16 protein-coding genes, 1 tRNA gene and 1 pseudogene are annotated in these 22,032 nt (G+C 70.5%); 8 read left to right on the forward strand and 10 right to left on the reverse strand.

The genetic code is table 11. From position 1 onward, the window contains the following. Window positions 1-155: 155 nt before the first annotated feature. The 4 genes from ABD339_RS17860 to ABD339_RS17875 form a co-directional block, all read right to left on the reverse strand. Window positions 156-1,013 carry a Bax inhibitor-1/YccA family protein gene (locus tag ABD339_RS17860; RefSeq protein ID WP_344567202.1) on the reverse strand — a complete coding sequence of 286 codons (858 nt, stop codon included), beginning with the start codon at window positions 1,011-1,013 and terminating at the stop codon, window positions 156-158. 114 nt (window positions 1,014-1,127) lie between these two features. Next, window positions 1,128-3,653 (reverse strand): ATP-binding protein, encoded by a 2,526-nt coding sequence (locus ABD339_RS17865; RefSeq protein ID WP_344567204.1) that lies wholly within the window; start codon window positions 3,651-3,653, stop codon window positions 1,128-1,130. Between the two features lie 254 nt (window positions 3,654-3,907). Further along, window positions 3,908-4,672, reverse strand: coding sequence for a dioxygenase family protein (locus ABD339_RS17870; protein ID WP_344567469.1), 765 nt, complete (start codon window positions 4,670-4,672; stop codon window positions 3,908-3,910). 180 nt (window positions 4,673-4,852) lie between these two features. Further along, the gene (locus ABD339_RS17875) at window positions 4,853-5,431 is read right to left on the reverse strand and encodes a DoxX family membrane protein (protein ID WP_344567206.1); all 579 of its coding nucleotides are present in this window, start codon (window positions 5,429-5,431) and stop codon (window positions 4,853-4,855) included. A gap of 121 nt (window positions 5,432-5,552) precedes the next feature. On the opposite strand from ABD339_RS17875, the gene ABD339_RS17880 reads away from it, so the two are divergent. Next, window positions 5,553-6,008, forward strand: a complete 456-nt coding sequence (locus tag ABD339_RS17880; protein WP_344567208.1) for a MarR family winged helix-turn-helix transcriptional regulator — start codon at window positions 5,553-5,555, stop codon at window positions 6,006-6,008. Window positions 6,009-6,258: 250 nt separating this feature from the next. Then, complete coding sequence (locus ABD339_RS17885; protein ID WP_344567209.1) at window positions 6,259-6,621, forward strand: hypothetical protein; 363 nt, start codon at window positions 6,259-6,261, stop codon at window positions 6,619-6,621. Between the two features lie 89 nt (window positions 6,622-6,710). On the opposite strand, the gene ABD339_RS17890 is transcribed toward ABD339_RS17885, so the two are convergent. Both ABD339_RS17890 and ABD339_RS17895 read right to left on the reverse strand, forming a co-directional pair. After that, window positions 6,711-7,487 (reverse strand): class I SAM-dependent methyltransferase, encoded by a 777-nt coding sequence (locus ABD339_RS17890; RefSeq protein ID WP_344567210.1) that lies wholly within the window; start codon window positions 7,485-7,487, stop codon window positions 6,711-6,713. A gap of 112 nt (window positions 7,488-7,599) precedes the next feature. Beyond that, a tRNA-Leu gene (locus ABD339_RS17895) sits at window positions 7,600-7,681 on the reverse strand. Between the two features lie 436 nt (window positions 7,682-8,117). Between ABD339_RS17895 and ABD339_RS17900 the strand changes: the two genes are divergently transcribed. Next, the gene (locus tag ABD339_RS17900) at window positions 8,118-8,933 is read left to right on the forward strand and encodes an ABC transporter ATP-binding protein (protein WP_344567212.1); all 816 of its coding nucleotides are present in this window, start codon (window positions 8,118-8,120) and stop codon (window positions 8,931-8,933) included. A 230-nt stretch (window positions 8,934-9,163) separates the two neighbouring features. Beyond that, window positions 9,164-11,701, forward strand: coding sequence for an ABC transporter permease (locus ABD339_RS17905; RefSeq protein WP_344567213.1), 2,538 nt, complete (start codon window positions 9,164-9,166; stop codon window positions 11,699-11,701). Window positions 11,702-11,796: 95 nt separating this feature from the next. Here ABD339_RS17905 and ABD339_RS17910 read toward each other — a convergent pair whose 3' ends face one another. From ABD339_RS17910 to ABD339_RS17925, 4 genes are all read right to left on the reverse strand, one after another. Further along, a complete protein-coding gene (locus ABD339_RS17910) occupies window positions 11,797-13,149 on the reverse strand; it encodes a class I SAM-dependent methyltransferase (protein ID WP_344567215.1) in 1,353 nt (450 codons plus the stop codon). A 494-nt stretch (window positions 13,150-13,643) separates the two neighbouring features. Then, window positions 13,644-15,110, reverse strand: coding sequence for an NAD(P)/FAD-dependent oxidoreductase (locus ABD339_RS17915; protein WP_344567216.1), 1,467 nt, complete (start codon window positions 15,108-15,110; stop codon window positions 13,644-13,646). Window positions 15,111-18,072: 2,962 nt separating this feature from the next. Then, entirely contained in the window at window positions 18,073-18,501 is a 429-nt protein-coding gene (locus tag ABD339_RS17920; protein ID WP_344567222.1) for a hypothetical protein, read from the reverse strand. 707 nt (window positions 18,502-19,208) lie between these two features. Next, window positions 19,209-19,433, reverse strand: a complete 225-nt coding sequence (locus ABD339_RS17925) for a hypothetical protein (RefSeq protein WP_344567224.1) — start codon at window positions 19,431-19,433, stop codon at window positions 19,209-19,211. Window positions 19,434-19,506: 73 nt separating this feature from the next. On the opposite strand from ABD339_RS17925, the gene ABD339_RS17930 reads away from it, so the two are divergent. From ABD339_RS17930 to hemC, 4 genes and pseudogenes are all read left to right on the forward strand, one after another. Continuing rightward, on the forward strand, window positions 19,507-19,938 hold the full coding sequence (locus tag ABD339_RS17930) for a hypothetical protein (protein WP_344567225.1): 432 nt from the start codon (window positions 19,507-19,509) through the stop codon (window positions 19,936-19,938). Window positions 19,939-20,535: 597 nt separating this feature from the next. Next, a pseudogene (locus tag ABD339_RS33850) lies at window positions 20,536-20,694 on the forward strand (NUDIX domain-containing protein); the annotation flags it as partial. 38 nt (window positions 20,695-20,732) lie between these two features. Continuing rightward, window positions 20,733-20,978, forward strand: a complete 246-nt coding sequence (locus ABD339_RS17935) for an NUDIX hydrolase (protein ID WP_344567226.1) — start codon at window positions 20,733-20,735, stop codon at window positions 20,976-20,978. Next, window positions 20,975-21,943, forward strand: coding sequence for a hydroxymethylbilane synthase (gene hemC, locus ABD339_RS17940; protein WP_344567227.1), 969 nt, complete (start codon window positions 20,975-20,977; stop codon window positions 21,941-21,943). The genes ABD339_RS17935 and hemC overlap by 4 nt, the downstream gene beginning before the upstream one ends. Window positions 21,944-22,032: the final 89 nt, after the last annotated feature.

The raw sequence follows: 22,032 nt of genomic DNA on the forward strand, positions 1-22,032 counted from the left end.
CGCGGATGCGGACGCGGATGCGGACGCGGACGCAGACGCAGACGCGAGAGGGCCCGGAAGGCATTGCCTTCCGGGCCCTCTCGGTGAGCACCGCGCGGTTCAGCCGACACCGCCCGGCTCGTCAGCACTGTGCGGTTCGTCGCTCCGCTTCCGCGTCAGTTGTCACCCTGGAGGATGGCGATCAGCCGGAGGAACTCCAGGTAGATCCACACCAGGGTCAGCGTCAGCCCGAAGGCCGCCAGCCACGACTCCTCCTTGGGGGCGCCGTAGGCGATGCCGTCCTCGACCTGCTTGAAGTCCAGCGCGAGGAACAGCGCGCCCAGCACGACGCCGATGACGCCGAACAGGATGCCCAGACCGCCGCTGCGGAAGCCGAGGCCGTCACCGCCGCCGAAGGCGGCGAACAGCAGGTTGACGGCCATGAGCAGCACGAAGCCGATCGCCGCCGCCATCACGAAGCGGTAGAACCGCTGGGTGACCCGGATGATCCGCGTCTTGTAGAGCACGAGGACGGCGGTGAAGACCGCCATCGTGCCGAGCACCGCCTGCATCGCGGCGCCGTTCACGAACCCGTTGACGTAGTTGCTCAGCGCGCCGAGGAAGAGGCCCTCGAAGGCGGCGTAGGCGAGGATCAGCGCCGGCGACGCCTTGCGCTTGAACGCCTGGACCAGCGACAGGACCATCGCGACGAGCCCGGCGCCGATGGCGAGGCCCAGCGACATGTCCGTGATCCAGGCCACGGCCGCGGTGACCACGACGAGGCCCAGGGTCATGCCCGTACGGGTGACGACGTCGTCCATCGTCATCCGGCCGGCCTGCGGCGGGGCCGCCGGCGGCGCGGCGTAGGGCTGCCCGGCGGCCTGCGGCTGCTGGGCATAGGGGTTGGGCTGTGCGTACGGGTTCGTCGCGTAGGGGTTCCCGGCCTGCGGCGGCTGCTGCTGGGCGTTGAAACCGGCATAGCCGTTGTCGCGGCTGAACCCCCGACGCGAGAAGACCGGGTTGCTGCTCCTCATCTCACTCCTCCATGGCCGCACGGCACGGCCTCGCGTCCAGCGTAATGCGTTAGTAAAAACAGCACGCTAGTGCAGAGTCAAGAACGAAGGGAAGCCACGGATTGTTCCGGGCGGTCAGCCCGCGGTCGCTGTGGACCGTTCGAGGATCTGCGTGATCTCCGCGCGGCCCGAACAGCCCAGCTTGCTGAGGATGTGCTCGACGTGCGCGTCGGCGGTGCGTTTGGAGATGACGAGGCGCTCGGCGATCTGCCGGTTCGTCAGCCCCTGGGCCACCAGCCCGGCGACCTCCCGCTCCCGCCCGGTGAGCACTCCGAGGCCGCCCTGGTCTGCCGGGCTCTCGCGCCGCGTGCCGTCTCCCGGGGCCGGAGCGCCCGGATGCTCACGGTCGGAGGCGGCCAGCTCCGCCGCCTCGACGGCCGTCAGCGCCCGGCCGCGTCGCATCAGGTTCTGCGCCCGCGCCTCCCCCAGCGCCGCCGTCACCCGCTCCAGCGCCTCCTGGTGGCAGGCGATGAGGCTGTCGATGCCCCACATCAGGGCGAGGTCCTGCCGCCAGTAGGCGTCGGCGGCCCCCAGCAGCCAGGCGGCCCGTACCGGGCGGCCGGATTCGGCGGCGTGCCAGGCCAGGGTCTCCAGGCAGACGGCGGTGCCGTCCGGCTCCTCCATGGCGGCCTTGAGGCGCGCGGCCTCCCGCAGCGGGACGGCGCTCTCGGCGCGCCGGCCCTCGTTCCACAGCGCGAGGCCGTGGAAGTACCGGATGAAGCCGCGGAAGAAATTCTCGCGCTCCTGGTCCCCCGCCTCGCCGTCCTCGCCCGCGTCGCTCTGCCCGGCCGGCCCGTCGGCTCCGCCGTGCGGACCTGCCCCCACGGGCGGAACGCTCCCCACGGACGGGCCGCTCGCGCCGTGCGGGGCACTCGCACCGGACGGGCCACTGCCGAGGGCCAGTTCGAAGGCCCGCTCGTTGCGCAGCGACTGCTCGCTCTTGCCGAGCAGCGCCGAGCGGACCGCCTCGTGCATGAAGTTGAGCGCCAGGTGATAGCGGTCGCCGGCCTCCTCCAGCAGGGGGCGGGCCTGGGCGATGAGGGGGCCGGCCGTCTCCGCGTCGCCGCTCATCAGGTGCACATAGCCGACGAAGTGCGTGGCCATCCCGCGCAGCCGGGGATCGCCGAGCGCCTCGGCGATCTCCCGCGCCTCCTCGGCGTACGGCATGGCCGCGTCCGTGCGCCCCTGTACGGCCGTGTGGTGGGCGAGGCCGCACAGCGCCTCGGCCCGCTCCGGGCACGGCTCGGTCACCAGTTCCAGGCCGCGCCGCAGCCAGTGGACGGATTCGGAGAAGGAGGAGCGGAACGTCCAGTAGGGGGCCAGCGCCATGGTGAGTGCCAGCCCGTCGCGGGGCCGCTCGCCCGGCCCGTGCGCGTATTCGAGGGCGAGCCGGTAGTTGGCCAGGTCGCGGGTGATGTCCCGGCTCAGCCGGTGCTGCGCGGGGCTCGTGCAGTGGTCGCGGAAGTGTTCGGCCGCCGCCCGGAACCAGACCATGTGCCGCTCGGCGCACTCCCCCTTCTCACCGGTGCTCGCCAGCCATTCGGCGCCGTACTCGCGGATGGTGTCCAGCAGCCGGTAGCGCGGCAGGTCCTCGTCGTCCACGCGCAGGACGACCGACTTGTCCACGAGCGCCACCAGGTGCTCCACGACGGTCTCCGGCCGCAGCACGCCGCCGGCGCCCACGGTCTCGGCGGCGCCGATGTCGAAGGCCCCGGCGAAGACCGACAGCCGGGCCCACAGCAGGCGTTCCTCGGCCGAGCACAGCTCGTGGCTCCAGCCGATCGTGGTGCGCAGGGTCTGGTGCCGGGGCAGCGCGGTGCGCCGGTCGCCGGTCAGCACCCGGAAGCGGTCCTCCAGACGGGCGGCGAGCTGGGTGAGCGAGAGGGCGCGCAGCCGTACGGTCGCCAGTTCGATCGCAAGCGGTATGCCATCCAGCCGCCGGCACAGCGCCACGACCTCGTCGCGGTTGGCGGCGGTGACGCGGAAGCCCGGTACGACGGCGGCGGCGCGCTGCGCGAAGAGGGCAACGGCGCTGCCGTCGGTGCGGGAGCCGCGGCCGTCGCACTCCTCGACGGCCAGCGGCGGGACGACGAAGGTGTGTTCGCCCGACACGTCCAGCGGCTGGCGGCTGGTGATCAGCAACGTCACCTCCGGCGCCTCGCACAGCACGAGGTCGGCCAGGACGGCGCACGCGTCGACGAGGTGTTCGCAGGTGTCGAGGATCAGCAGCTTGCGCAGCCCGCGCAGGTGCTCGACCAGCTGGTCGAGAGGTTCACGGCCGCTCTGGTCCGGCAGACCCATCAGCGCGGCGAGCCCGGCGGGCAGCAGATCGGGCTCCCGCAGTTCGGTCAGCTCGGCCAGGCACAGGCCGTCGGGATAGCTGTCCTTGACGGCGGCTGCGGCGCGCAGCGCGAGCCGCGTCTTGCCGACCCCTCCGGGGCCCACCAGCGAGACCAGCCGGGCACGGCGCAACAGCGCCTCGACGCAGGCGAGTTCCTCCTGGCGTCCGACGAAGCTGGTGACCTCCGCGGGGAGTGTCGAGCTCCGCCGCTTGAAGCCGAAGCCCATGTCGCCCCCGTTCGAGAGCAGTGACGTACGCATTTCGCACGTCAGGGTACTCAACCTGTCACCCAGCGCGAGGTGTGAGGGCGGGGGTCCAGCCGCATGGACGAGCGGACGGGAGCGCGCGGCCCCTCCCCAAGCTCCCCGCAGACGCCGGAAAAGGGCCCGGAAACAGCACGGAAGGACCCCGTCCGGACCTGGACGAGACCCCCCGGTGGGGCTCGGCGAGGCCGCGCCGGAGGCGGGCCGCCGCGCGGAACAGGCCGGCGGGGCGGGAAAACCGCAGGTCGTTGTCAGCCCACTTGGACGGAGCGCTTGGCCAGTCCGTGCCAGAAGCCGTCGATGACGGTGCGCTGCCCGGCCAGTTCGTCCTCACCGGCGCCCAGCGTGACAAACAGGGGCGCGAAGTGTTCCGTGCGCGGGTGCGCGATACGGCCCGCCGGGGCGCGGTGGGTGAAGTCGAGCAGCGCGTCGATGTCCTGGTCCGCCAGTGCTTCGCGCCCCCACGCGTCGAACTCCCGCGACCAGGAAGGGGCTTCGTCGGCTCCCGCACCCCAGTTCAGACCGCTGAGATTGTGGGTGAAGAAGCCGCTGCCGACGATCAGCGTGCCCTCCTCGCGCAGCGGCGCCAGCCTGCGGCCCAGCGCCATCAGCCGCGCGGGGTCCAGGGTCGGCAGCGAGAGCTGGAGGACCGGGACATCGGCGTCCGGGTACATCTCGACCAGCGGCACATAGGCCCCGTGGTCCAGGCCACGCTCCGGGGCGTCGGCCACCTGTTCGCCGCCGCCCAGGAGTTCCCGTACCCGCGCGGCCAGGGCGGGCGCGCCGGGCGCGGGGTAGCGCACCTGGTAGTAGCGCCCGGGGAACCCGGAGAAGTCGTGGACCAGTGGCACCGTCCGGGTGGCGGAGAGGGTGACCGGGCGCGACTCCCAGTGCGCGGAGACCATCAAGACGGCGCGCGGACGGGGCAGTTCGCGCGCCCAGGAGGCGAGCTGGGAGGTCCACAGCGGATCGTCGGCGAGCGGCGGGGCGCCATGGCTGAGATACAGCGCGGGCATCCGGCGGCCGTCCCAGGAGGCACCCTCGCCCCTGCTGTGGCCGTTGTGGCCGTTGCCGCTGTCGTTGTCACCGTTGACGTCGCCGCCGTCGTGCGGGGTGTTCGAGCGGCTCATGGCGCCCCTTCCGAGTGGAGTCAGCTGTGTTCAGCGCTGTTCAGCGGTGTGTTCCGGGCGGGCGGGTCAGTTCCGCAGGAGGAGGACGATCCCGGCCACGACCGCGCCCAGCACGAGCGCCGCGGCGCCGTGGACGAGGCGGTGGGTGCGCAGGACGGGCAGCGCGCGGTCGGCGGCCAGCCGGCCGGGGCCGGTGAGGGCGAGGGCCGCGGCGGCCGCGGCGAGGAGGAGTTCGTACTCGACGCCGTCCGGCGCGAAGAACCCGCCCCACTTCACGGCGAGAACGTTGAGCAGGGTGCCGAAGACGGCGGCGCCCGCGAGCGGCGTGAGCAGTCCGAGGGCCAGCCCGAGGCCGCCGAGGGTCTCGGACAGGCCCGCGATGACGGCCATGGTCTTGCCCGAGGGGTATCCGACGGAGGTGAAGTATCCGGCGGTGCCGTCCAGGCCGCCGCCGTTGAACCATCCGAAGAGCTTCTGGGAGCCGTGCGCCGCCATCGTCAGCCCGAGAACGAGCCGCAGCACGAGCAGACCCGCGTCATAGGCGGTCTGGGCCGACGCGGGGACGGCGGCGCCGTCGGTGCTCGCGGACCAGGCGGTGTCCGGCCCGGCATCCGGGGAGAGGGTGGTGGCGTGGGGGGACGGCATGAGCGGAGCCTCCTACGGGACGGGCAGGTCGGGAGTTCACATGTTGTTCAAATTCGAACTTCGTTCTCGGGGTGACCGTACAAGACGGTTCGAATTTGAACAACCGCGTAGAATGACACACATGGCTGAGACCAGGTGGCTCGACGAGCGGGAGATGGCGGCCTGGCACGGCTTCCTCGAAGCGACCAGCCGGGTCTCCCGCCGCCTCGAACAGCAGCTCAAGGACGACGCGGGGCTCTCCCACGCGCAGTACGAGATCCTCGTGCGCCTCGGGGACGCGCCGGACGGCGAGGTCCGGATGACCGAACTCGCCGAGGGGCTCTTCACCTCCAAGAGCGGGCTGACCTACCAGGTGAGCCAGCTGGAGAAGCGGGGCCTGGTGCGCCGCCGCTCCTGCCCCACCGACGTACGCGGCGTTCTGGCCGTCCTCACCACGGAGGGCCGCGACACCCTCCGCTCCGCGGCCCCCGGCCACGTCGCCGCCGTACGCGAAGCCCTCATCGACGTCCTGCGCCCGGACGAACTGGATGTGATGGCCGAGGCACTGGGCCGCGTCGGCGCCCGGCTGCGCCCCTGAGCCGGTGCGACGCTCGTCACCGTCAAGGGCAGCGCTGCCCCGCACCTGCCACCGCCTCGCAAAACCGTCACCGGTCAAGGGGGTGACGGTGCGGCACACGTACCCCACCGCGCCGGCGCCGGCCACATCCCCTGCCATCCCGATGCGCGAGGTCGAACGGGGCCCGAATCGCCGATTGCGCTCCCGGCCCGCGGGTACCCACGGGCCGATATTGGGCCTGCGGACAATTCGCGAGAAAGGGAGGCCCGCAATGGTGGCGGACACGTCCGGTGGGGACAGGGAAGTCTCCGTGCAGCTGAGCGAGTGCGGCGGCGCGGATGCCGAATCGGTGTTCGAGTCGCTCTGTGCGCTCTTCCCCTCGGACTGGGAGTCGGGAGGCGCCCTGGGGCAGGCCGATGTGTGGATGGCGCAGTTCGACACCGCCCGGGGCAGCGGCGGCCGACGACCGGCCCCGGTGGCCCTCGACGCCCCCGTCGCCGCGGAGATCCAGGGTCCGCCCACCGCTGTGGACACCCTCCACCGCGTGCTGGGCGACGCCTTCACCGTGCGCGAGGAACTGCGTGTGGCGGGCGATCAGGAGACACAGCTGCGGCTGTGGCTGGAGAACCGCTGAACCACTGAAGCGCTGGACCGACGCTGAAGCGCTGGACCGACGCTGAAGCACTCCGCGGGCGCCCCGTATCCCGCACTGTGCACCGCGTCTCAGGGCAGGGCGCGGACCAGGACGAGCGAGCCGTCCAGCGTGGGCTGCCGCCGCAGGTGCCCGTAGCGCTCGTCCCAGCGGCCGGAGTCGAGGTCCTCGCGCAGCCGCCCGACGTACTCCCGGCGCACCTGCGGCTCCACGAAGCTCCACGCCGAGCACGCCTGGCGGGCGCCGGGCTCCAGCAGCCGCTCGGGACGCGCGTAGTACGCCTCGTTGAAACCGTCCGTGCAGTCGGCGGGAACCGGGACCCGCTCGACCGTGACCCGGCCGCCGAGCGTCTCGGTGAGGTCGGCGACGGCGGGGTAGCGGCGGGCCTCGGTCTCCAGGACGAGGGGCGCGTAGTCGTACAGCCAGAAGTCGCGCACGAGGTCCGGATCGCAGGTGAGGATGACGACGGGCCCCCGCGCCACCCGCCGCATCTCGCGCAGCCCGGCCTTCAGGTCGCTCCACTGGTGCACGCTGAAGGTGGTCATGGCCGCGTCGAAGACGCCGTCGGGAAACGGAAGATGCTCGGCCGTCGCGTCAACGGCCGGGGCCAGGTGGGCCGGACGCTGGACCCGCATGGACTGCGACGGTTCCACGGCCGTGACCAGCAGCCTCCTGCACTCGTACGATCCTGCGCCGGCACCGACGTTGACGACGGTCCTGGCCTCCCCGAGGGCAGCGAGAACAGCCGACGCGATCCGCGGGTCCGGCTTGCGGTAGGCGCTGTATCCGGCACCGATCCGCCCGTAGTCGGCGTCCCCTACGCTGCCGTCCGCTCTTTGTTCCGTCACGACACAAATTTACCCCGCACTGTCAACAGCCGCCCCGTGTACGGACGTCGGCCACCGGCCGACGGCGCGCACCCCCTGCCGGAGGTCGCCCGCGCTCCGCAGAGTGAGGTAGTGCCCGGAGCCGGACTCGAACCGGCACGGCCCGAAGGCCAACGAGGTTTAAGCTCGTCGTGTCTGCATTCCACCATCCGGGCACCGGCTCCCGGACCGCGTCGCGCACCGCTCAGCACACGCGGCCCTCCCCCAGGGCACAGAGGTGAGCCTATCCAGGGTCACCCCCCGAACAGCGGATCGGCAGACCGATGTTGTCTTATTTTATTGGCAACTGACGGCGCATCAGCACACCGCGTACCACTTGGGAGGCGTGCCCCCTGAGTGTCCGGCTCGGGAGGAATGACGGAAAGTCGCCGTTCGGTCACACGTCCGGTCCCTACCGTACGGGCCTGAGCGCCGGTCGCCCACTCTCAGGGTCGGCCGTCATACCCAAGGAGGACCGAGAGGGCTCGGACTACCTCCCAGGGGTCCCCCGGAAACGGGAGCGGGGGCTGATCCCCGATCCGCGACGGGGCGGAACGATGGGGTGACAACGAAAGTTCCGCACTCGCCACCGTTCGACAGGAGCATCACGCCGTGACGACCCGTACTCGCCCCCACCACGTCGCGGGAGGCCCGTACCCCGGAGCCCCCGCCCAGCATGGAGCCGCCGGTGTCGCAGCGGCGCGCTCCACCGATCTGTCGAAGGTGTACGGCTCGGGCGAGACCCAAGTCGTCGCCCTGGACCGGGTATCCGTCGATTTCCGGCAGGCCGAGTTCACCGCGATCATGGGCCCCTCGGGCTCCGGCAAGTCCACGCTGATGCACTGCATGGCGGGCCTCGACTCGGTCTCCAGCGGCAGCGCCCGCATCGGGGACACCGAGCTGACCTCGCTCAAGGACAAGAAGCTGACCCAGCTGCGCAGGGACCGGATCGGTTTCATCTTCCAGGCGTTCAACCTGCTGCCCACGCTCAACGCGATCGAGAACATCACGCTGCCCATGGACATCGCCGGTACCAAGCCGGACAAGGCGTGGCTGGATCGTGTGATCCAGACGGTGGGCCTCGCCGACCGGCTCAAGCACCGGCCCAACCAGCTCTCCGGCGGCCAGCAGCAGCGCGTGGCAGTGGCCCGCGCCCTCGCCTCCAAGCCGGAGATCATCTTCGGCGACGAACCCACCGGAAACCTCGACTCGCGCTCCGGCGCCGAAGTCCTCGGCTTCCTGCGCAACTCCGTGCGCGAGCTGGGCCAGACCGTGGTCATGGTCACCCACGACCCGGTGGCCGCCTCCTACGCCGACCGCGTCGTCTTCCTCGCCGACGGCCGCATCGTCGATGACCTGATGGACCCGACGGCCGACAGCGTGCTGGAGCGGATGAAGTCCTTCGACACCAAGGCCCGTACGAGCTGAACCGGCCGCCGCGCCCCGGCGGCCACCCCGCCGCAGTCGGCGCACCCCAGTACGCCGAGTACGCCACTACGTCAGCACGTCACGACCCGGCACACCCGCCCCGCATCCGGCACGCGCCGCGCATCCCCGCGCGCGGCGCGTACGCCCGGTGAGGTGCGCGGTGAGGTGCACGGTGCGCGCCTGCGCGCCCCAGCCCAGGACTCTCCGCACTCAGGACCCCAGGAACCCTCATGCTCCGTACCGCCTTGCGCAACGTCTTCGCGCACAAGGCCCGGCTGCTGATGACCATGCTCGCCGTACTGCTCGGCGTCGCCTTCGTCTCCGGCACCCTGGTCTTCACCTCGACCATCTCGAACGCCTTCCAGAAAAGCTCGGAGAAGGGCTACTCCCACGTAGACGTCTCCATCAAGCAGGAGAGCAAGGGCGCGCCCGAGGGCCGCGACTCCGTCTCGCCGCTCAGCCGGCGCACGCTGGAGAAGGCGGCGGCACTGCCCGGCGCCAAGTCGGCCACCGGTGTGGTCTCCGGCTTCGCCGCGCTCTCCGGCAAGGACGGCAAGCTCGTCGGTGACGGCTTCTCCACCCAGGGCGCCAACTACTACGGCGGGCCCGACGGCAAGGGCGCCGACCCGCGCTACCCGATGAAGGACGGCGCCGCGCCCCGCGCGCCCGGCCAGATCGCGCTGGACGCCAAGACCGCCGAGCGCACCGGTTACAAGGTCGGCGACACCGTCCGCATGTCCGTGGACGGGCCCGTGCGCACCGAGAAGGTCACCGGCATCTACACCACCGACGACGGCAGCGTCGCGGCCGGCGGCAGCCTCGTCCTCTTCGACAACGCCACCGCCCAGAAGCTGTTCGCCAAACCCGGCGAGTACACCGAGATCTCCCTTCAGGCCGCCTCCGGCGTCTCCCAGGCCGCGCTCAAGAAGCAGGCCGAGAAGGTGCTGCCCGCCCACACCGAGGCCGTCACCGGCAAGAAGCTCGCCGACGACGAGTCCAAGCAGATCGCGGAGGGCATGTCCGGCATGCAGACCAGCATGCTGGCCTTCGCGGGCATCGCCCTGTTCGTCGGCATCTTCATCATCGCCAACACCTTCACCATGCTGGTCGCCCAGCGCACCAAGGAACTGGCCCTGCTGCGCGCGGTCGGCGCCAGCCGCCGCCAGGTGACGCGCTCGGTGCTGATCGAGGCGCTCGTGGTGGGCTTCGTCGCCGGTATCGCGGGCATGGCGGCAGGCATCGGCATCGCCGCCGGACTGCGCGCCGTCATCGGCAACATGGGCACCATGCCCTCGGGCCCGCTGGTGATCGAGCCGGGCACCTTCGTGGCCTCGCTGATCGTCGGCGTCGTCATCACCGTGCTGGCCGCCTGGCTGCCCGCGCGCCGAGCCGCCAAGATCCCGCCGGTCGCCGCGATGGGCAGCGTCCACGCCCCGGCCACCACCCGCTCCCTGGTCGTGCGCAACACCATCGGCGCGCTCTTCGCCGCCGCCGGTGCCGCGCTGGTGCTGATGGCGACCGGCGCGGGCGGCAGCAAGGCCCAGATGGGGCTGGGCGCCGGGCTGCTGCTCATCGGCGTGTTCGTGCTGACGCCGCTGCTGTCCCGCCCGCTGATCGCGGCTGCGGCGCCGGTGCTGCGGCTGTTCAAGGTGAGCGGCAAGCTGGCCCGCCAGAACGCGGTGCGCAACCCGCGCCGCACGGCGGCCACCGCCTCGGCGCTGATGATCGGCCTGACGCTGATCACCGGCCTGACCGTGATCGCCGGTGGCGTGCAGAACGCCATCGACAAGATGGCCTCGGACTCCCTCAAGGCCGACTACACCATCTCGATGGCCAACTTCACCCCGCTCTCGCCCGACGTGGAGAAGAAGCTGGCCAACTCGGACGAGGTCACCGCCAGTTCGCCGCTGCGCAACGCGCAGGCCAGGATCGGCGGCGGCACCGAGTACCTGACGGGCGTCAACGGCGACTCCATCGCCCAGCTCACCTCGCTCGACTTCACCAAGGGCGGCTGGTCCGGCATCGGCGGCGGCCACAAGGTCGTCGTGGACACCAAGACCGCCAAGGGCAACGGCTGGAAGGTCGGCTCGCGCTTCGAGGCCGAATTCGAGGACGGCAAGAAGCAGGTGCTCTCGGTCGGGGGGCTCTACAAGGGCAACCAGATGATCAAGGGCATCATGGTCGACAACAAGACCGTGACCCCCCACATGTCCAAGGTCGCGGACATGCAGGTGCTCGCCAAGACCAAGGGCGGCGCGACCGACGAGGTCAAGGACGCCCTCACCAAGCAGCTCGGCGACAACCCCGCGATCCAGGTCCAGGACAAGAAGGACGTCTCCGAGGGCATCGCGCAGATGATCAACATCCTGCTGAACATGCTCTACGGGCTGCTCGCCATGGCCGTCATCGTCGCCGTGCTCGGGGTGATCAACACCTTGGCCATGTCGGTCTTCGAACGCGGCCAGGAGATCGGCATGCTGCGCGCCATCGGCCTGGACCGCAAGGGCATCAAGCGAATGGTGCGGCTCGAGTCGCTCGTCATCTCGCTCTTCGGCGGAGTCCTCGGCATCGGCCTGGGCGTCTTCTTCGGCTGGGCGGCGGGCGAACTGATCGCGGGCGCGGGCCTGGACACCTACACGCTGGTGCTCCCCTGGGGCCGGCTCGGGCTCTTCCTCGCCCTGGCCGCGCTGGTCGGCGTCCTGGCCGCCCTGTGGCCGGCCCGCCGCGCGGCCAGGCTCAACATGCTGACGGCGATCAAGACGGAGTAGCCGCCGCCGACGGGAGGCGCTCCCGGACCGGTGCGAAACCGCGCACGACGCGCAGAGGGCCCCGCCCCCACCACTTGGGGGGCGGGCCCCTCTCGTCAGCCCGCTGTTCCGTCAGCCGTCCCGTCGGCCACCTCTCCGGCCGTCCGGTCCGCCGTCCAGACGCGGGAGCGCAGCGGCAGCCCCGAGGCGCCGCCCTCGGGGGTCTTCACGGCGAGGATCTGGTTGACGCCGATGCGGTTGCGCTCGAAGGCGAGCGCCGAGGCGGCCATGTAGAGGCGCCAGATGCGGGCCCTGCCCGGGGAGGTGAGCCGGGCGGCGCGGGCGAAGTCGGACTCCAGGTTGGCGACCCAGGCGCGCAGCGTCAGCGCGTAGTGCTCGCGCAGGGCCTCCACGTCCCGTACCTCGAACCCGGCCTCCTCCAGATGCCCGGCGGTAGCGCCGACCGGGGCGAGTTCGCCGTCGGGGAAGACGTAGGCGTCGATGAACTCATCGACCTCGTACGCCTCTTCGCGGGCCAGCGGGCGGCGGGCGATCTGGTGGTTGAGCAGCCGCCCGCCGGGCTTGAGGAGCGCGTACAGGTCGTCCGCGTACTCGCGGTAGCGGGCCGAGCCGACGTGCTCGGCCATGCCGACCGACGAGATCGCGTCGTAGGGGCCGTCGTCCACCTCGCGGTAGTCCTGGACCCGGATCTCGACCCGGTCGGTCAGCCCCTCCTCCGCGACCCGCTTGCGCCCGTAGGCGGCCTGCTCGCGGGAGAGGGTGACGGCCACGGCGCTGACGCCGTACTCGCGCGCGGCGTGCAGCACGAGCGAGCCCCAGCCGCCGCCGACGTCCAGCAGCCGCTGGCCCTCGCGCAGGCCGAGCTTGCGGCAGATGAGATCGAGCTTGTCACGCTGGGCCTCCTCCAGGGTCCCCTCCGGCTGCCAGTAGGCGCAGGAGTAGACCATGGTGGGGCCGAGCACCAGTTCGTAGAAGTCGTTGCCGACGTCGTAGTGGTGGCTGATGGCCTTGCGGTCGCGGCGCAGGGTGTGCCGCAGTCCGGTGCGATGGCGGACCTCCTCCGCCGGGGGCGGTGGCGGCAGCCCGGGGCCCGCCAGCTTCACCAGCTCCAGCCCGGCCTCGCGCACGGCGGGGTCGCGGGCGAGGTCCAGGGCCGAGCGGGTCGGTTGTCTGTCGTCGCCCTTCTCCCAGATCAGCTCGGCGAGCAGGTCGAGAGCGGCGTAGAGGTCGCCCTCTATGTCGAGGTCACCGGCGACCCAGGCGCGGGCCAGGCCCAGCTCACCCGGCCGCCACAGGACGCGGCGCAGTGCCCTGCGATTGCGGATGACCAGCACCGGAGCGCCGGGCGGCCCGGCCTCGCTGCGGTCCCACGTACGGATCCTGACCGGGAGCGGGGCCCCCAGTACCTTCTCCGTGAGCGCGACGATCCGTTGCGCTGCACCGGCCATTGAGCACACCTCCGCGAAATGAAGGGGTGGATTCCCCCTACACGTAACACGGTGCGGGGGTGTCGTATGCCCACTGTGCCCAAAAATCCGGATCCTCGATCAGCGCCGGGCATGCCGAAGGGGCGTGAGCCCCACGGATGGCTCACGCCCCTTCGGAACGCTGCGGAGAAGGCGCCGCGCACGCACCGGACCGTGCGCGGGGGCGCGCTGCCAGCGCGTTTCCCGCCCTGGGTGCGCGATGCGCGAGCGCCACGGGAGAGCTTGCGGCTGTGCGGCGCCCCGGCTACGGGGAGCCGCGGCGGGGAGGGGATGCCGGGGTCCCCGGTCGGCCCCGCCCCTCGCGGAACGCCGCGTTCCGGCGACCCCGCCGACTCCCCGGCCGCCGGCCAGAACTCAACGTTCCGGCCGCCGACCGCGCCCGGCGGCCCGGCCCAGGAAGCCGGTCGGGCGCGCGCGGGCAGTCGGCCGGTCCGGTCAGCCCGACGGCTCAGGACTCAGGAAGCCGCGGCCTTCTCGCCCTTGCTGTCGATCCGGCGGTCCGGCGCGCTGTCGGCGGTCTGGGTCTGGTCCTCGCGCTTGCCGGGAGCCGGCTCGGACTGTGCCGCCGCCTCCGCCTTGGCCGCCGCGGCGGCCGTGACCGGCGCCGCGGCCTCGTAGAACTCGCCGCGCGGGTGCTCCATGGCGCCCAGCGAGACGACCTCGCGCTTGAGGAACATGCCCAGCGTCCAGTCGGCGAAGACCCGGATCTTGCGGTTCCAGGTCGGCACCGCCATGCCGTGGTACGCCCGGTGGAAGTACCAGGCCAGCCGGCCCTTCAGCTTGATCTTGCTCTTGCCGACGACGATCATCGCGACGCCCTTGTGCAGGCCGAGCCCCGCGACGGCGCCCTTGTTGGCGTGCTTGTACTTGCCCTGCGGGAAGCCCCGCATGCCGGAGATGACGTTGTCGCCGAGCACCTTGGCCTGGCGCAGCGCGTGCTGGGCGTTGGGCGGGCAGAACGCGCCCTCCTTGCCCGCGGCCAGGTCGGGGACCTGCGCGTTGTCGCCGGCGGCCCAGGCGTAGTCGATGCCGTTGACCTGCATCGAGGCGTCCACGTCCACGTGACCCCTGGGGCCCAGCGGCAGCCCGAAACGGGAGAGCACCGGGTTGGGCTTGACGCCCGCGGTCCACACGATCGTGCTGGAGTCCACCTCCAGGCCGTTCTTGAGCACCACGTGGCCGTCCACGCAGGAGTCCATGGAGGTGCCGAGGTAGACCTCGATACCGCGCTTCTTGAGGTGTTCGAGGCCCCACTCGCCGAGCTTCGGGCCGACCTCGGGAAGGATCCCGGGGGCCGCGTCCACGAGCACGAAGCGCATGTCCTCGCGCTTCACGTTCGGGTAGTACTTGGCGGCGTCGCGCGCCATGTCCTCGACCTCGCCGATCGTCTCGGCACCGGCGAAGCCGCCGCCGATGAAGACGAAGGTGAGGGCCTTGCGCCGGGCGTCCTCGTCCTGGGTGGAGTCCGCCTTGTCGAGCTGCTCAAGTACGTGGTTGCGCAGGCCGATCGCCTCTTCCACGCCCTTCATGCCGATGCCGTTCTCCGCGAGACCCGGCACAGGGAAGGTACGGGAGACCGCGCCCATCGCGATGACCAGGTAGTCGAAGGGCAGCTCGTACGCCTCGCCGACCAGCGGCGTGACGGAGGCGACCTTGCGGTCCTGGTCGATGGTGGTGACGCGGCCGGTCAGAACCTCGGCCTTGGGGAGCACGCGCCGCAGGGGGACCACGACGTGGCGAGGTGAGATGCTGCCGGCGGCAGCTTCGGGCAGGAAGGGCTGGTACGTCATGTACGAGCGCGGATCGACGACCGTCACGGTCGCCTCGCCGTAGCGCATCTTCTTCAGAATGCGCCGCGCTGCGTACAGACCGACGTACCCGCCACCCACTACGAGGATTCGGGGACGCTCCGTGGTGCTCATGAAATCGAGTATCCACCCAGAGGCAGGGGGGACTTCGTGAGGGCCTTCACAAGGACCTTCCCACCCTCTGCTACACTGCGCCGCCCCGTGACCGAGCCCACAGCTGTGTTACGGAACCCCTGCCGCCTCTTGGCCGTTGACGCGCCTCATGAGCTGCGGAGATCGTCCGCCTCGCGGCGGGAGCCCCCGGTCGTTCACGTGTGAGTGACACGGCTGTCACACAGGGCCGTGGGTCCACATCGTTGGCCTCGACCCCCGGAACCCTTCATTCCCCCCTGAAAAACAGCCCTCACCGGGCACTTTCTCATGTGAAGAGTTTCACAAAACTCTTTGCGCGACCGGGCAGCGGAGGGCCCTGGGGCCGCCTCCAGACCTATCAGGAGAGAGGGGCGACGCTCAAGTGAGAGCGTTCGCGCCGGTCGGCATCCGGGGCGCTCCCGGGGGACCTTCGGGCCCCGCTCCGGGGGCGCCGCCCCCGGGAGGACCGCTCGGATCCGGCCACGCGATGAACGCTTTCCCCTCCGATTCCGTTTGGGATACCGCGGAGAGTTCCGCATGAGCGAGCCGCGCAGCTGACCCCCCCGGGTCGGAAAATACGGATTCCGTACGCGATCAACAGGAGGCGAGCCGCATGGCGTCAATTCGAGAGCAGATTTCCTCGCTGGGCCGCTCCCCCGGTGAGCAGCTGAGGGAGCGGCTGAGGGAGAGCGAGAGTGCGGTGATGGACGAATGGAATCGGCTGTTCAAGTGGCGTAGCCAGGGGGAACAGCTGAGGCGGGAGCACGGGAACAACCCGCAGGAATTGGACCGCCTCGTTCGCGAACACGACGAGAGGGGGCGGACGCTGTTCCGCGCGGAGGATGCGGTCACCCTGGCACACCTGCAACGAATGGAGGGTTTGCGAGAGGTGCCGAGGCAGGGGCGACTGGCCAGGTTGAGGCCGATCAGTCCTGAGGCGTGGCAGTCCGCGTGGACCCGCGAGTTGGATGCCTTCTGGAAACAGCGGGAGCTGATGATGGGGGCGGCGCGGCTACCGCATGCGGAACCAGCACAAGCCGCATCCGCCCAGCCCCAGCCGCAGCAGCACGCATCACAGGCCGCCGCGCCGCAGCAGCAGGCCGCGCCGACGGTGGCGACCGGCGCCGGGTCTTCAGCCGCTTCAGCCGCTTCGGCCGCTTCAGTCGCCGCCGGAGCCAGGGCGTCTCGCCCCCAGTCCCCGAACTCCCCCTCGGGGTCCATTCCTTCACACCATGCGTCGTCGTCTTCCTCGCGTTCGGTGTCATCACAACCAGGTCCCTCGGCGTCGGGGCCGACGCAACGGAGGAGGAGCCGCTGAAAGCGGGCGGCTGCGGATGTCCCGCTACGGGTGGTGCGGGCGGGCGCGGCCGGTATCCCTCACCTGCGGGAAACCACCGGCCTTCACGACCTCGCGGGCGATCTCGCCGTACTCCCGCGCGACCGTCGAGATCATCGACCTCCACGGGGCGAGCACGGCGTCCGACCGCCTCTGCTCGCCCAGTTCGACGGCGCGGCCGAGTCCCTCCCGTCCTTCAGGGGCAGCCGAACGCCGCTGCGTACTCGCCGCACCCCCGGCGCGGCTCGCGGACGTCGGAGGTCGGCGCCGCGCACAGGTAGATGACGACACGGAATCGGGCGGTCCGCCTCGCCTGGGCCGATACGTCGCCCTCGCCGGGCAGGTGACCCGCCCCGTGGTCGGCGAGAGCCTGGCGCGGCTTGCGGTCGCCCTCGATACAGCGGGCAGGGCGCGGGCCCTGCTGGAGTCCGCTCTGAGTGCTGACCCTGCGCCCATAGTGATGTCACGATCACCCATCGCGAAGAGCCGGCCCCTGCGAGCGGGCCCGAAGCCATGCGCATCCTGACCACACTGACCGCCCTCGGCGACAACCCGTACAGAGACAGCCTCGACGTCAAGAAACTCACCGATACCTCGGGGTGCCGCCCCCGGGAGACCACACGGGGCCCCTACGGGCGGCCCTGAGGCAGGGCCGTTGCAACGCGCCGTCGGGGATCACGCGGCGGGAGGATGTGCGTTCCCGGATCCGCGATGAACTCTTCCCCCGCTGATTCCGTGTGAGGCGCACAAGAAGTTCCGAACGAGCGAAGCTCTGTACGAGCGCGTAAGCTTCCCACCCGGCCCCCTATATCGGAACATATGGACTCTCTTCGCGATCAACAGGAGGGCACATGTCATCATTTCAAGAACGAATCTCTCTGCTTGACGCCGAATTGAACGGCGGGCCAGCGGGGTTGGAGGAGGGCTCTGGCCACCAACGGCCGACGGCACAGCTGGAGGACAGCTACCGCGCCGTCAGCATCGAGTGGGACTACCTGATCGAGTGGCGCAACCTAGGGGCGCAGATAAGGCAGTCAAACACGAGCGACCCGGCGGAACTGCTGCACGAACATGCCGAGGTGGGGCAACAGCTGATTGCGGACGCGGAGGACGCCGCGGTGGAGCACCTGGGCAATATGGAGCGTTTGTTTCACTCGGGGATGGAGCGACTGGCCGGCGCGGGGCCGGAAAGAATCCAAAGTTGGCAGTCGGCGTGGCGCCACGAGTTGGACGAATTCCACGAGGAGGTGCGGCTCATGCGGAATACGGCGCTGCTGCCGTACCCGGAACCACCGCAAGCACAGTCCCAGTCCCAGCCCCAGCAGCACGCGTCACAGGCACACGCGCCGCAGCAGCCCACACCGGCGGTGGTGGCCAGTGCCGCTCACAGCGCAGTCGCTTCCAGCGCCAGGACGTCTCGCCCCGACACCCCGAACCCCCCCTCGGGCTCCGCTTCTTCACACTCGGCATCGCCCCCCTCACCCCGTTCGGCATCCTCCTCGCGTCCCGTGTCACCCCCACCGGGTCCCTCGGGACCGAAGCCGAACGGGAAACGCTGAAGGGCCCAACTCGCGAGCCGTGAAGGGGATTGCGAAGCCGGACATCTCGCTACCGGCGGTGCGGCCGGGCCCGGTCGGAGTCCATGTCGTGCAGGAAGCCACCGGCCTTCTCGACGTCGCGGGCGAGCTCGTCGTACTCCTGCGGGATCGTCGAGATCATCGACCGCCACGGAGTGAGTACGGCGACCGCCCGCCTCTGTTCGACGAGTTCAACGGCCCTGCCGAGCCCCTCCCGGCGCGGCTCGCTGACGTCGGAGGTCGGCGCCGCGCACAGATAGATGACGACACGGAACCGGGCGGTCTGCCTCGCCTGGGCCGGTACATCCCCCTCGCCCGGCAGGTGACCCGCCGCGTGGTCGGCGAGGGCCTGCCGCCGCCGGCGGCCACGCTCGGTACGGCGGGCCTCATGCCTGAAGGGTTCTGGACGCAGTTCCTCGCCCGCCCCTCCACGCACTCCGCAGCGCAGGAGTGGCGGCACCTGCCAACCCCGTCACGCTGCTGGTCAACCGTCGTCGCCCGGGGGAGAACCAGCAGCGCGTTCCCAGTGCTCCACGAGGACAACCAGGGGAAGGTTCGCCGGACCGCCAACAGCGATGCCACCTATCAGCGCAGGCCAGAGCGATGCTGTGAAGCGTGCGATGACAACAAGGGCAGGGCATCCGACGAAGAACGTCGCCATTGAACTGTCTCGGAACTGGCCCACCGGCCCATTGACATGCCCAGAGACATGGTGAGCAACCTGTGGCTGTCCGGATTCTCGGCACGCCTCCCCCATCCGCTTACACGTACGAGGTGTCACTTGTCCACATGCGGGGCTCCGTCCAACTCACCCCACAGGAGGTCTACTTGAGGGTTCCTGGGACTGGTTCCTGGGACTGGCTCCCCGTGGCCGCCGCCACAGTGGGCCGAGGTGTACCGCGAGATGCGCGGGGACGACGCGGGGTACTCAGGTAACCGGCCGCGCCGGTGACTGTGCGCCGCGGTCGGCGAGTGACCACTTCAGTCGGCGGGCCCCGAGTGCGTGGTACTTGGCCCGGGGGGGGGCACGGCGCTACGCGGGGGCGGCGAGCGTCTCCCCGTTCCGTTCGGCGAACGGTCACATCGGCCGGCGCACCGCGAATGACTGGACGAAGCCTGCCCGGAAGGACGCACAGGAGCCCCCTTGAGCTGAGGTGTTCTGCGCTCCTACTCTTGAATTTCCAGGCGGCTGGAGGGGGAGGAAAGCATGGCAGGTGGATTACGGTACGTGGCTCCCGTTGCTGCGGTATTGCTGACCGTCATGGGATGTTCCTCTTCGACGCCGTCCAGCGACGATCGACCGGGGCATGCTTCCCCGAGTACCTCTTCCCCGTCTGATTCCCAGCCCGACAAGCCGTCCAGCACCGGGGCTTCGAAGACAAAGAAGAGCATCCTGGAACCCCCCACGTGCAAGGAGGTCTCCCGGTTCGGCGACCGGGTAACGGCCGAATACACCAGCACTCAGGTGGGCACCCATCCCGAAAGGGTGGGATATCGCGACGAAACCAATGTCTTGGGGCAGATCGCCCACATCTCCTATCGCGCACTGATGGACGGAAGCGAGATGCACAGCACCAAGCAACTGGACGAACCAGTCTTCGGCGCGACCATCAGCTACCGGATCGAAAGCTGCGAAGACCGTGTGGCCTCCCTTGAGCTCGGCTCGGATGCAAAGTTCGTCCGGGCTGTCGATGCCAAGCCCACCTCGCTCCATGCGTGCCGCGAAGCCCCCGGCCCGGTGATCACGGACTTCTCCATCCAGAATCTGCTGGGTAAAAAATTCTGCTTTCCCACCACGGACGGAGCCTTCTACTTCGCCGTGGAGGCACACGGCGAGCCCAACAGCCACGGCGCTCCCGCGATCGCGTTCACCGGTGCCGAGTACACCAACCCCTGAGCGGCTGAACAGCAGCCCGGCATCGGTGGCCAGGGGTGAAGAGCACCTCGACGTCGCTGCGGGGAACCTCCGTCGAAGAACCCAGGAGGTGCAGGAGCTCACCGGCGCGGCCCGTCGGCAATCGCGGCGGCGCCGATGTCGTCCCGCCTCCTTCGATCCTGCCGCCGAGCAACGACCCGAACCTGAGCAGAGGCACACCTACGGCGCCCAGTCCCGCCGACTGCACCGCTCAGGCACAGCGCTCGCCTGCGTGCACGGGCACCAACGGACCTACACCGAGCGCCGCAAGATGTGGGGTGCCGCCCCGACCCGGAACAGCACTGCCGACGGGCCACCGGCGGCCTCGCCCGCGTGATGACCCTGCCTGGTGTCGGGACCGTACCCGGCCCCGGGTTCATCGCAGGGTGCACCGTGAGCACGTGGCTTGCCCCGGACTCACCGGCCGGCGCTCTCGCCGTTCTGCTCATCGGCCACGCCCCCGCGCCTCGGGCCGGAGAGACGCCGAGACCGTCGAGACGGGGCTCTCGGGGATGACCGACGCGCTCGGCCTGCAACCCCCTTTCGAGAACCTGCCCGATACCGGCGCCCGGCCACCCCGTGACCGCTGCCGTACTGATCACCAACCCGAACAATGACCTGCTCATCGTCCACCCCGCCAAAGTCAGCACCGCCTGGCACCTCCCGGGGGGCATCGTCGAGCAGACCGAGTCGCCCCTCGACGCCGTACGCCGGGAAGCCCGCGAAGAACTCGGCCTCGACCTCGACATACACGAACAGGACCTCTTCACCGTCGAATGGCTGCAAGCCACCCGGCAGGCCGCCGTGACCGCCTCGCGTTCCTGTTCGCCGGCCCCGAGCTACAACCCGAGGACGCCCCGCGCATCGAGTTGCAGCCCGACCTACTCGACGCATGGCGCTGGGCCGGCCGCCGCGAAGCCGCGGCACTGCTGCACCCCGCCATCGCCGTACGCACCGTGGGGCCGCTCCAGTTCACAAGTGGCGCGGTCTACCGTGAAACCAGACACGAAGGGACGTTATGAACGACTTTCCGGGCCGCACCCTGCGCATCGGGACGCGCAGTTCACACATGGCCCGCGCTCAGGTCGACCACGTGTCGGCGCTGCTGCGCAAGCACGAACCGGACCTCGACATCGAGGTCGTGCCCGTCACCACCGAGGCGGACAAGTGGCAAGGCGACCTTGCCCAGCTCGGCGGAAAGGGGCTGTTCGTCAAGGAGATCGACCAGATGTTGCAGCGCGGACAGATCGACATGGCCGTCCACTGCATCAAGGACGTACCCGGCGACGTCCCCATGCCGCGCGGACTGATCTTCGCCGCCTACCTCCCCCGCGACGAGGTACGCGACACGCTGCTCTTCCCCGAAGGCTCCGAACGGCAGTCCCTCGACGACCTCCCGGCCGGCGCCACCGTCGCCACCTCCGCCGTGCGGCGCAAGGCGCAGATCAGCCGCGTACGCCCCGACCTCAACGTCGTACGCGTACGCGGCGCCGTCGGCTCCCGCGTCGAAAAACTCGACGGCACACGCAAGATCGACACCACGCTCGACGCGATGATCCTCGCCCGCGCCGGACTGGAACGCCTCGGCATCCTCGACCGCGCCCGCCAGGTCTTCACCGTCGAGGAGATGCTGCCCGCCGTCGGCGCCGGCGCGCTCGGCCTCGAATGCCGCAAGGCCGATGAAGCGGTCGCCCTCCTGCTCCAGCAACTCAACCACGAACGCACCATGACCGAGATCACGGCCGAGCGCGTCATGCTGCACGGCCTGCGCGGGCACTGCAACAGCCCCATCGCCGGATACTGCGTCACCGAACCCGATGGCCAGCTCAGCCTGCGCGGCATGGTCTTCTCACGCGACGGCTCCACGTTCGTCCACGCCCACTACTGGGGCGAATCGCTCAACGACCCCGCCGTACTCGGCTCCCGCGTGTGCGCCGAACTGCTACGCCAAGGGGCCCGCGACATCATCGAGGGCATCCCCCACTGAGCCACCCGACGCACTCGACGCCCTCGCCATCGGTATCGAACTGCTGCCCCCCTGACCGCCGCGCCGCCCTCGATCCCCCGCGGGGCGGC

Origin of the sequence: Streptomyces axinellae, from assembly GCF_039532135.1 — a bacterium.
Lineage (GTDB): Bacteria > Actinomycetota > Actinomycetes > Streptomycetales > Streptomycetaceae > Streptomyces > Streptomyces axinellae.